The sequence below is a fragment of the Butyrivibrio sp. AE2032 genome (assembly GCF_000702965.1).
On sequence record NZ_JNLF01000003.1, the window covers coordinates 1,856,303 to 1,868,184 of the forward strand.

Here is an 11,882-nt window from a genome sequence, read left to right on the forward strand (position 1 = left end):
TTTGAACGGACTACATGTTACCGATAGATTCTCTGCATTATTCCGTGCGGACCTCTCAATAATGTTTTTTATATACTTGCATATTACGATATATCTTCTGCTTATTAAAAGATTGATACAGAATCTTCTGTTTTATAGTGTTACTAGCGCTATTATTATGTACCTATTCCTAGTAGTGATGTATGTGCTTTTCTGGGCTAACACTAATATGTTCGAAAGCGGTGAGTATTTAACTGGCTTCGGCAGGCATATGATGACGCTGGGGGTCTATGATGAGGTGTTATTGGATTTATACTATAGCTTTCTTGGTGCTAAAAAAGATCGAGAATAGGCAGTTTAGGTAATTAATTTGGTCGGAAAGAGGTTTTTATGCTTCACATTGATAGTGAGATATCAAAGCACAAATATACGATAACAATGATCATAATAGTGTTCATTGCTTTTATAAACTTTGGTGTTGGATGCAACTGGGGAATAACCTCCATATTTCAACCGGATGAGAGCAAGCTGGTAAGTCCAGTTCGTATGATGGTAGAATCAAAAGTTTTGTTACATGACTATTGGGCATATCCAGCACAAGTATCTTCTAAGATACTGGCTTTTTTTCTGATTATTTGGAATAAGTTTATTCCATTGAAGCCGATACAGTATTTTTTTGCAAATAGATTTTTATATAGTATTTTAGGATCTGCTATAGTATTCCTAAGTTGGAAGATTGTTAAAAGAATAAAAGATGAAAAATTCGCGATTGTGTTTGCAGCCATTATGTCGGTTTGCCCTATTTGGTCTAGCTTTTCTAAACAAGTGACGGGTGATATACCAGCTCTATTTTTTTCTCTGTTGGTTTTATATATGGCGCAGATGCTGATAAAAACAGAACAAAAAAAGTATTTGATTCTAATGTCATTTTTTGCAGCATGTGCCACTTTAGAAAAATGGCATGGGGCATGGGTATGTTTTTTTATAGTTGCGGTTGTTTTACTGTGCTGTCAAGGATCATTTTCAAAATTCATAACAGATGGAATGATTTCTCTTGCTTCATATTTGATGGGGATTGTTATCCTGGCTCCCAATATTCTAATTGATTTTAAAGGAGTTATAGAAGGGATCCGCTTTACTTATGTCTATGATGGAACTATTGAGAACCCGTCTATTTCTGCATATCCGGCCTTCTTTTTTACTCATCTGGGGATTATTTCAGTTGTTTTTGTGATAATTGGGATTTGTAATATATTCAAATTGACGCAGAATAGTAACCTTGAATATTATGTTGTATATATGTTTTCTCCCATTTGCCTGCTTGTTTTTTGGATGTTCATGAGGCGAACATCTTTTTCCAGATGGGGCTGTGGCATATATTGGGGAATAATTCTATTTTTGGTCGATGGCATATGGGCTTTAATACATGATAAGTCTAAGAGCGTTAAGGTCATAGGTGTGATAGGCTTTGCCATGGTATTTTTGTGCTTTGCTTCTGAGAGCTTATTGGTGGATTTGATAGCAATTTATTCAAATAAGGATAGCAGGATAGTTGGAGAGGAAGTATTAAGTGGCATAGGTGCAACGAATGAGAATACTCTATCCGACTATTACACCACACTTTCTCCCGGGGGAATGAGAGAAGCTGGAGAGGGTGTCCCTATAGCATTTCGTGATTATGGAAGTGACTTTGCTTACGAGGAAGATGGAACGTCATATATGCGATATGACAATATTAAATATGTTGTAATTGGCGGTTATTATGGGCAGAAGAATATTGATGGGTATGCAGTTGTAAAAAATAATGGGAAACTTTTGAATAGCCTACAAAGTTGTAATTCTGATTTTGATATCTTCCAAAGAGCGGCTGGATCCGGAAAATGGAGTGATGTTGAACTAGACACACTTAGAAAAAATATAGATGATATCAAGACGATACTAAATGCAGATATAATAGGGCCATCATTTTCAATATATGATGTATCAGATTTTGTGAATGGACAGTGAGTAAATACTCAAATGTGTGTACCTAAACAAAATGAGGCCACAACTTTACTGTGGATTTCAAAGATTTGAATATGCATTTCGATGTTCATGAAGTAGGGGAGATATGGGGTTAGGAATAACGTCTTCTGAATTTATAGTTTTATTACCAATTACTGCGATACTTTATTACTGCATTCCAATTCAATATAGACAATGGGGGCTATTACTTATAAATATTTTGTTTTATATGAGCTTTGGATTAAATGGTATCTATGTTATTGGAGTTGAAGCAATAATAGTTTATTTTTCTGGCAAGATAATGAAAACTGGTAATATCGGTGGGCGAAAACTGGTATTAACTTGTTCTATTCTTTTATTGGTCTCAATTATTCTGCTTTTTAGAATTATGCCTAACAACAAAACTTCTATCGTTGCACCTTTAGGACTGTCATTTTTTACATTAGGAGCAATTTCCTATGTTGTAGACGTATATAGAAAAGATGTTGAACCTGAAAAAAATATAATAAAACTGCTAACATGGTTATGTTTTTTTCCGACTATAACATCAGGACCTATTTATAGATATAAAGATTTCCAATTTGAGTATAACAGGAATAGTTTAGAATTAAATGCGGATTATGAGAGAATAATATGCGGAATAATTTACATGATATGGGGGTACTTTCTTAAGCTTGTTATTGCTGAGAAAGCGGCTATTCCTGTAAATTATGTCTTTGATAAAATGGGAACGGAGTATATTAATTCTGTTGCTTTTGTTATTGTGGCAATGCTTTATTCTGTTCAGATTTATACTGATTTTGCAGGCTATTCTGCTATTGTAATAGGAATGGCACAAGTATTCGGGTACAGGATATCCGAAAACTTTTCAGCACCATATTTGTCAACGAGTATTAAGGAGTTTTGGTCTAGGTGGCATGTTTCTTTGAGCAGATGGCTTAAGGATTACGTGTATATTCCACTTGGAGGAAATAGAAAGGGAACATTAAGGCGAAATATTAACATTTTTCTTACGTTTTTAGTAAGTGCAGCATGGCATGGATTCGGATTACACTATTTGGTTTGGGGAAGTTTACATGCTTTTTATCAGATAGTTGAAGCTGTTTTGACCAAATCAGGTAGATTTCTTGACGATAATTTGGGAAATAGTAAGGCTATTAGTGCCATAAGAAGAATCTTAATGTTTTTAGCTGTTACTTTTGCATGGCTGTTTTTTAGAACGGGTATAAAGGATGCTTTATACTATGTGAGTCAGATTGTTGTTGCATCTGATATTACGAAGGAAAGCATGGATTTACTGATGTATGGTATGGGGATTGAAATTTGGGACTGGTATGTATTGATTATATCGATACTTGTTATGACTGTCGTCGATGTTTTAACATATAAGAATAAAAGAATAGATGTTGTTTTGTTCCAGCTAAAATTCTATTTGAGAGGACCTTTGATAGTCATTTTACTTTTGGCTATTTTGATTTTTGGTGTTTATGGAGATCAGCATGACGCAAGTTATTTTATTTATAGATACTTTTAGTGTAAGGGTAATGAGTGATGAATAGGTTATACGTTAATAGAGCGTGTAGGATAATTGCAATAGTTTTAGTTACCGCGACTGTTTTTTATTTGTATTTACCAAAAAGAAATTGGCATGTATCTGATATGGTTGAAACAGTAGGTGAAAACAGGGTAGATGTGCTTTGTTTCGGATCGAGTCATGCTGCAAATGGATTTAATCCGATTCAAATGTATGAAGATGAGGGAATTGCTGCATATGTTATAACGTATGGTTCACAAGCACCATGGCAGTCATATTATTACATAAAGGAGGCATGTAAGGTTCAGAATCCGAAGTTGATTATATTTGATACATATATGCTGGGGGCAATTCAGAATGAAGATACTTATGAGATAAACCAGCCAGTAATAAATATGCTTAATTGCCCACTATCTATTAATAAGATAAAAACAGTTATGGTATCAAGAGCAGATAGTCGATTAGATTTATTACTGGTTTTTCCTTTCAATCATGACGAGGAGTTTAATGGCTTTTCACTTAATAAATTCTATGGCAAGTATATTGACTCGATGGGATATGATTATAAGGGAGTGGTTGTTGCTGGTGACGTAGGCGATGATGTTTCGAACTGCATGTTAACAAAAGCAATAAGTAAGAAAAATGAAAAATATCTTAGGAAAATAATAGATTACTGTAAGGAAAATGAGATTGAGTTGATTCTTGCTAATACACCGTGGCCATGTGTAACTGAAGAGGTGGAGATGTATTTCAATTATATTGCTCAGATTGCAAGAGAGAATAATATTCCTTTTATTGATGGGTGCAAACTGTATAAAGAAATGGGGATTGACTACAGTACTGATTGTTGTGCTTCTGATGGTCATTTAAATGATAATGGCGTGACAAAATATAATAAATGGTTGGAAGACTATCTCTCTAGTAACTATGAACTACCTGATAGACGTGGTGAAACGGATTACGCGCCATATGAAAGAGGAATTGTATGGTTAGAAGAGGTGAGAAAAGAGAATGATGAGAGATAAAGAGATATTTTTAGGGAAAGTGATATATGAGTGATATAAAAAGACGATATAACCTATGCAAAATAGACTATATTTTATGCTTTGTTGCCACTGTTTTTGGGGGCGTTTTTCGATTCCTAGGATATAATTGGGGAACTGATACGATGCTTCATCAGGTTGATGAGGGAAGAATGGTTGATCCGGTTATTACGATGGTTGAGAATAAGTCTTTATTTTATGATTCATTTGCGTACCCAGCACATTGTTTTTCTAAATTGCAGACATTGATTGTTGTGATTTATAGACATATTTTGGGCGGTGAATCATACAATTTTTTGGTAAAAGAATATTTGATATGCCGTTTGGTTACTGCGTTGGCAGGGACATTAACAATTATACTTATATTTCTAATAGGAAATGCAATATACAAACATGTTGGAACAGTCAGTGCGTGTGTTTTGGCAGTATCACCTATAATGATAATGATGTCAAAACAAGTTACTGGCGATGTTACAACATTGTTTTTTTCGGCAATAATAATGCTCTTGGCATTGTGTTATATAGAGAACAAAAAGATTAAATACATTGTTTTGATGGCCATTGTCGCGGCTATGGCGACAATGGAAAAGTGGCACGCTGGTGCCGATGGTGTATTTATCGGCATTATTATTCTTGTTTTTGCAAAATCCATTGGCGAGTTTATTAAGAGAGGAGTAATTGCATTCTTTACGTACATTGCCAGCATTATTGTTATTGCACCAGATATTACATGGAATCTAAAAGGGGCGATAGACGATTTTTTTTATATTGCTGTTTGGGATGCCGGGCAAAAGCCAGGATATTTTACTAACCTAAAAGCTTATTTTGTTAACTCATATATGGGCCTGGGAATTATTTTTATTATTCTTAGTATTTTAGGATTATTCTATGTGCTGGTTAGTAAAGAGAAGAAGTTTTTAGTCTTATTGATATGCGTAACAAAGTTAGGTATACTTTGCGTTATGAATAGAACGTTTCTAAGATGGGCGTTGGAATTGTTTTTTGTACAAAGTATTCTTGTTTCATATGCAATTTGTAAGCTGTTTGAATATAAAACGGTGGGGAAAGTGCTTTCAGTAATAACTACTTGCATAATTATTATTGAGATGACACTTGCTACTGTTTTCGTTGATGCAGTTGCAGTAGCCAGAGATCAGGATGTTAGATTTCTTCAAGAAGAATTTTGTAAGGAAAATGGAATAACTATCAATAATGCTGTATCTGGACGATATACGGCGTTCAATACAGCTGTCAGAATTGATCCTAGCTATTTATTTGCAAGTGATGATGGCAGTGATGTATTTCGCTTCATTGATGGAAAACTATATAAGATTCAGGACGTGGATTATTATGTGTGGAGTGGAAGATCATATAATGAAACTGATGATATTTTAGAATACCTTGATAGAAATAATAGCTGTATATGGGATAAAAAGCTTGATTACAGAGATGTGGCAAACATGCCTTATCAAAGAGAAAGTATGACTACTAAAAATGATATTATATTATGTAAAGAATACTTAAAAGCTATTGGTGATATGATGAATGGAGCTATTATAGGGACGTTTGATATAAAAATATATAATATATCAGATTTACCTTATTACGATTCTGGAGAAGAATAATATGTGAATTTCAGAAAGAGAAGTATAGTTTTAGTGTTGCATTCAGATAAAGAGATTATTTTAGCCAATAGAAAAGAGAAAGAGAAAAATGAGGTTATAGTTAAGGGAAAATGATATATGGATACTACGGTAACAAAACTGTTAAGTATGTTTAAATGCAAAAAATTCTTGATTCAGTGCATAATCTTAGCTACTTATGGCGGACAGTTGCTATACAGTGATGCACGCTATTTTGTGTACGAAGTAACAATTGTGTTAGCTCTAGTATGCCTTATCCAGAATTATAATAAAAAAATAGATAAAAACAGGGGGATAACGTTCGTCTTTTCTATAATATTTTCTCTGATTGTATTGTTGGCAAATTATAAGATTTGGGAGTATCCATTCGTACCTGATTCTTTTAATAATCGTTTTGTTGTTTTGTATAAGCTTATACTTGTATTTATATTTCTTATAGGTGGTTTCGTCACCTTTTATAATATCTTTGAGTCAATAGTGTTGAATTCGAATTCAATTAAATGGAAAAAGCAGTATTATTCTAAGAGAAAGATTATTATTATTTTTTGTGCTTCTTTTTTTTCTATTGTATTTCCAAGAATTATTATCCTGATCTGTTGCCATTATCCTGGCGTTTTTATGTCTGATACACTTAGTCAGGTTGGACAGATTGTAGCAGGGGAATATACTAATCACCATCCTTTTTACCATACCATGCTTATTAAATATGTTATGGCTTTGGGGATGTGGCTTTTTAATGATATTAATGCGGCATATGCGACATATAGTGTCTTTCAAATTTTGCTTTCTGCGATATCGTTTTCAGCTGCTGTTAGTACAATGGCTGTTATAGGGGCACCTATTTGGGGGATTGGCATATCTGTGGCGTTTTATGCGCTTATGCCATATCACATTATGTATAGTATCACTATGTGGAAAGATACAGTTTTTAGCAGCTTTTTATTACTGTTCGTTGTTTTTACCTATAGGTCTATAAAATCTATAGGATGTCAAATAATAAATCTTATAGTATTGTTTTTAGCAAGTGTTGGAGTATGCCTGTTTCGGAGCAATGGATTTTTTGTTTATGCGCTTTCTGTGATAGTTTTTATTTTGCTATGGAGATTTGGAGAAAAAAAGGTTTTATGGGTTTTCTTATTTGCACTTGTTGTGGGATTTTTCCTTAAACATAATGTCTTAACAATGATGCATGTCAGACAGCCAGATACAATTGAGGCGTTATCGATTCCTGCTCAACAGATTGCCAGGGTAGTACAGGAAGGAAATACATTAAGTGATTGGGAAAGAAAGACTCTTGAGGAAGTGATCGATGTTGAACGAATTGCTGAAGAGTATCAGAACAATGGCTCTAACCCGATCAAGGATCTGGTCCGAGAAAAGAATAATCAGCAACAAATAGTAGATAATAAGCTCACGTACATAAAGCTTTATTTGATGTTGGGATTAAAGCATCCTGGGGCATATATCAGAGCATGGGTAGATGAGACGAAGGGCTTTTGGAATGCCGGTTATAAATACCCATATTTATATTTTGGAGTTCATGAAAACTATTTTGGTATTGAGAGAACAATTAGAAGTGAAAGGCTGAGCCTTATTTTTGATGAGTATTGTTGGATGTTTGATGATTTGAAAATATTGGAGCTACTAACCAGTATAGGGTTATTTACTTGGATAAACATTGTATGTTTCTTTATTGGTTGCATTAAGAGGGATAGGATTACTGTATTAGTATCGTCAGTAATAGTTTTTCTTGTATTATCCTTGATGTTAGCAACTCCGGTTTGGGCGGAATTCAGGTACATATATGGTGCTTTTTGCGCTTTGCCTATAGTGGCAGTTATAGCGCTTAGACCAAATGAGGAGACCACCGAAGTATGAGATTAAGAAAAACTGATTTCCTGTATTTGGGGGCTTTTGCTATAGTCATTGCAATACTTGTATTTAGGTGCTTTTATGGAATTGGACTGTCATTTTCAGATGAGTTTTCGCAGCCAGCTGTGGTAAAGAGATTTTTACAAGGGGATAGAGTGCTGATTGATGACTGGCAGCCTGCAACAACGCTGCTTGGTTTTTTTATGTCTAAAATTGTCGGCATTTTCCCGGCAGGAGGAATTAGCCTTCTTGGAATGCGCATTGCATATGTTATCTTTCAGGTTTTAGTCTCTTGCATCCTCCTGGTAGTTTTGGGATGGAAAGATCCTACAACCAGAATAATAGCAATCGCATATCTTTTGTCTACGCCCTACGGAATTATGAGCATATGCTATAACACTGTGGCGATTGCCGGATTTCTGATCTTTTTGGCACTTACTTTTGGGAATGAGAGTAGAAATCTAAAGAGAAATTCGTTTCTGGCCGGAGTGGCATTGGCGTTTTCTGTTGTAGCTATCCCACATGTGGCAATCATTTTTGTTTTATATTGTCTGGTTTCAATAGTCCTGGCATTTCTTCATAAAGAAAACGCTTTTTTTTCTGTTAGAAAGCTAATCTGGATTTGTCTGGGCATTATGGTGCTATTTGTTCCTTTCTGTATTAGCGTGCTTATGAATGGAACAATCCCGGAATATGTTACTAATCTTCACTATATATTCTCTGACCCGGAACATAATGCTGGGATTGTAAGCAAGCTTTTTGCCAGTGTCTATCGGGTTATCAGGGTGTATTGGAGGGCCTGGCTTCCCTTAATTGTTTTAGATGGAGTTCTTATCATTTTTCGAAAGAAGAATATCAGTCTCCAATTGATATATGGTATTTTGTGTGCGATTATCATATATGCTACAATACGCTTTGCATTTATTTATGGCAGTATTTCTATAAATCTTATGCTTGTGCCAATGTTCTTTTATGGATTACAGGCAATATTCATACTTCTTTATATAAAGGAATCTTTACGACCATATTATCGGGAACTTTTATGGTTATTTGCCGGTTATTTATTTGCTACATGCGATTATCTTGCGACAAATACTGAGATACTTTCAATGTCAGCTATGTTCATAGTTTCAGCTATGGCTTCAATCAGTTTAAACATTAAGCTGGTTCACCATTGTTTGGAAGGTAGTAAGGCCGCAAAGATATCGGTGTATAGCACAATTGCAGTATTTATTTTGTCGCAATTTGTTTTGCGTATGACATTTATATGGGGGGATGCTTCTGTGGCTGAGCTAAATAAAAGGATTGAGATAGGTTTGGCCAGAGGCATATATACTACAGAAGAAAACGTCAGGGAATACAATATGGTACAGGATATTATCCAGGAAGCCGGGCTTCAGGATAGTGATAAGGTCCTTTTTGTGCCCGCAAATCCCATGTACTATCTTATGTCAGATGCAGAGATTGCATCTCCTTATGTTATTAGGTTTAAGACAAGTGTTGAAGAACTTGGCTACTACTATTCAGTTCATGATTATAAGTTTCCGACCAAAGTGGTGATAATAAAAGGAAAAGAAGATGAACTACTTGAGGAAGAGGCTGTAGATTATTTTACTTCTTTGGATTATCAGTGTAACATTAGTGAAGAGGATTATATTATTTTGGAGCATAGATGATAAAGAAAACCAGAGAATACGTAATATATGCAGTTATTATAGCGCTCCAGCTTGCTGTGATGCTGTATTGGGCAAGTGCTAAGACAAATTATTTTATTGATGAATTATATTCATTTGAACGGGCAGTTTCTTATTCGGGACAAGGAAATTCATCATACTATATCCAGCTTACACCTGATTGGAAGATGAATGAATGGATGAGTAATGCGGAGTTAAAGAAGTATTTAATTGTCTCAAAAGAGGAGCATCTGCTTAATTTACCGTTTTTGAAATGGCTTAAGCTGCTATTTAAAGGAAGAAGCTACAATGGGCTGCTAAACATAGCAATGTCTCTAGCTGGATATTCAATAATTACGTCACGACCGGGAATTGCACTTAATATGATCTTTTTCATTCTGGCAGAGATTTTTTTGTTGCGGCTGATAACAAGGCTAAAAATGAGTGCGCCCTCAAAAGCTTTCGCTCTTGCAATGTTTGGCTTTTCGGGATATGTGATAGGGATTGTCGAGTATATTCGTTTCTATTCATTAGTGATATGGCTGTTGCTGGTCATTCTTAATCTGTATCATGTTGTCTGGTCGCAGGATAAATTACCTACTATCATCGCTGGCGTAGTTGGCATTTATGTCCTTATTTTTTTCTCATACAATCATACAGAGCTTACCATTCCTTATTTTGGTGCGATGTCTGTTTGTTTTATAATTGGATTAATACGTACAAAAAAGTGGAAGCAGGTTATTTCGTACAGTGGCTTTATGCTACTTGGGGGAATATATGTAATTAGTAGTACCGATTACTTACAGGCAGTACTTAATCCAGCTGAGTACACAGGCAGCTCTGTTGTAAGCCGGATAGCAGAAAATCTTTTGCATCCTTCTTTTGATGCGATCAGCTACTATTTTACCTTCTTGAAGGGGGTGTTTGCAGGCTATTACTTTGGGCATTCGGGATTATTGGCGTTGGCAGTGATCACTGTTTTGCTATACCTCATTTTTGCCTACAAGGTAGTTACTATTGATTTTCGAAAGCTCAAGATGGGCAGTGATTCTGCATTTATACTGGTCATTGCCATAGCTGCAATTATTTATACTATGTTTGCAGCTATTGAAGACTTCAGTGATGGCGGCTCAAGGTATAATTTTTTCAATTTTGTTTGTGCGACAATAGTTTTCTGGTATATTGTTGACAGGCTGACTGTGAAGATAGAACCCGAAGGAATAAGAAAGCGTACATTTGGAATCATTGCATTTTGGATACTTATAATTGCTTTAATGCCGTTTGTGACCAGGAATGTTGAGTATATTTATGAATCAGATGCTGATTTTAAGGCAAGGATAGAACAGCATAGTGATGAGGATGTTGTGTTATATGTGAAGGATCTGGATGGTGATATAACAAATCATGAGTTATATGACTGCGTTCATCAGATGCCGGATGAATCATCAATATTTGCGGTTGATCTGCTGACATACCAGTATGATAAAGTTGCATATCCTGATTCTTTCGTGCTATGGAGTAAGGACGGATATGATTTGGATTTGGTTATAAGCGACCTGAGGGAAAGCGGATATAGTATTGAAGACCTAGGAGTTAACCACGTTTCGTGTGCTTATTATGTGACGAGATGATTGGTGCGTATATGAAGTTTTAGTATGGTAAAAGGATTGGCTTATGTGGAATATTTTAGATGATAATGGAATTGTACTTGCAATTGTAATTAAAAGTAATTATGACAAAAAGGGGATCACTTTCTGTACTCCCGATGATTATTCGCAGCAGCTGGCTTACATGCATCATGACGCCGGTCACGTGATTTTGCCGCATGTACATAATGAAGTTAAGAGAGAGGTTCTTTTTACCAAAGAGGTCTTGGTGATCCGAAAGGGCAAGCTTCGCTGTGATTTTTATACAGATGATCATGAGTATATAAAGTCAATCGTGCTTGAAGCAGGAGATGTTATACTTCTTGCATCCGGTGGACATGGATTTGAGTGCCTTGAAGAAACTGAGATGTATGAGATTAAGCAGGGACCATATGCTGGGGAAATGGATAAGACAAGATTTGATCCTATACCCAATGAGATGCTTAAAATCGAGGATTGAACAGTCAAAAATCTTTATTAGGAATTAG

General features: G+C 35.3%; 8 protein-coding genes. All 8 read left to right on the plus strand.

Annotated features, from left to right (window positions below; genetic code table 11):
* Nucleotides 1-369: 369 nt before the first annotated feature.
* On the plus strand, nucleotides 370-1,986 hold the full coding sequence (locus tag BO18_RS10245) for an ArnT family glycosyltransferase (RefSeq protein ID WP_034445932.1): 1,617 nt from the start codon (nucleotides 370-372) through the stop codon (nucleotides 1,984-1,986).
* Nucleotides 1,987-2,089: 103 nt separating this feature from the next.
* Nucleotides 2,090-3,517, plus strand: coding sequence for an MBOAT family O-acyltransferase (locus BO18_RS10250; RefSeq protein ID WP_051688642.1), 1,428 nt, complete (start codon nucleotides 2,090-2,092; stop codon nucleotides 3,515-3,517).
* A 125-nt stretch (nucleotides 3,518-3,642) separates the two neighbouring features.
* Nucleotides 3,643-4,542: a hypothetical protein gene (locus BO18_RS10255; protein ID WP_185752399.1), complete on the plus strand. Its 900-nt coding sequence runs from the start codon at nucleotides 3,643-3,645 to the stop codon at nucleotides 4,540-4,542.
* 26 nt (nucleotides 4,543-4,568) lie between these two features.
* Nucleotides 4,569-6,185 (plus strand): ArnT family glycosyltransferase, encoded by a 1,617-nt coding sequence (locus tag BO18_RS10260; RefSeq protein WP_034445937.1) that lies wholly within the window; start codon nucleotides 4,569-4,571, stop codon nucleotides 6,183-6,185.
* 117 nt (nucleotides 6,186-6,302) lie between these two features.
* Complete coding sequence (locus BO18_RS10265) at nucleotides 6,303-8,081, plus strand: DUF6020 family protein (RefSeq protein ID WP_034445940.1); 1,779 nt, start codon at nucleotides 6,303-6,305, stop codon at nucleotides 8,079-8,081.
* On the plus strand, nucleotides 8,078-9,751 hold the full coding sequence (locus BO18_RS10270; protein ID WP_034445942.1) for a hypothetical protein: 1,674 nt from the start codon (nucleotides 8,078-8,080) through the stop codon (nucleotides 9,749-9,751). Before BO18_RS10265 ends, BO18_RS10270 begins: the two co-directional genes overlap by 4 nt.
* The gene (locus BO18_RS10275; protein ID WP_034445944.1) at nucleotides 9,748-11,379 is read left to right on the plus strand and encodes a hypothetical protein; all 1,632 of its coding nucleotides are present in this window, start codon (nucleotides 9,748-9,750) and stop codon (nucleotides 11,377-11,379) included. The genes BO18_RS10270 and BO18_RS10275 overlap by 4 nt, the downstream gene beginning before the upstream one ends.
* A gap of 43 nt (nucleotides 11,380-11,422) precedes the next feature.
* Nucleotides 11,423-11,854 carry a hypothetical protein gene (locus BO18_RS10280; protein WP_034445946.1) on the plus strand — a complete coding sequence of 144 codons (432 nt, stop codon included), beginning with the start codon at nucleotides 11,423-11,425 and terminating at the stop codon, nucleotides 11,852-11,854.
* Nucleotides 11,855-11,882 lie beyond the last annotated feature (28 nt).

What these genes read in the sequence shown, in the direction of transcription:
- BO18_RS10245 (WP_034445932.1), top strand. Translation starts at nt 370, where the DNA reads ATGCTTCACATTGATAGTGAGATATCAAAGCACAAATATACGATAACA.
- BO18_RS10250 (WP_051688642.1), top strand. Translation starts at nt 2,090, where the DNA reads ATGGGGTTAGGAATAACGTCTTCTGAATTTATAGTTTTATTACCAATT.
- BO18_RS10255 (WP_185752399.1), top strand. Translation starts at nt 3,643, where the DNA reads ATGGTTGAAACAGTAGGTGAAAACAGGGTAGATGTGCTTTGTTTCGGA.
- BO18_RS10260 (WP_034445937.1), top strand. Translation starts at nt 4,569, where the DNA reads ATGAGTGATATAAAAAGACGATATAACCTATGCAAAATAGACTATATT.
- BO18_RS10265 (WP_034445940.1), top strand. Translation starts at nt 6,303, where the DNA reads ATGGATACTACGGTAACAAAACTGTTAAGTATGTTTAAATGCAAAAAA.
- BO18_RS10270 (WP_034445942.1), top strand. Translation starts at nt 8,078, where the DNA reads ATGAGATTAAGAAAAACTGATTTCCTGTATTTGGGGGCTTTTGCTATA.
- BO18_RS10275 (WP_034445944.1), top strand. Translation starts at nt 9,748, where the DNA reads ATGATAAAGAAAACCAGAGAATACGTAATATATGCAGTTATTATAGCG.
- BO18_RS10280 (WP_034445946.1), top strand. Translation starts at nt 11,423, where the DNA reads ATGTGGAATATTTTAGATGATAATGGAATTGTACTTGCAATTGTAATT.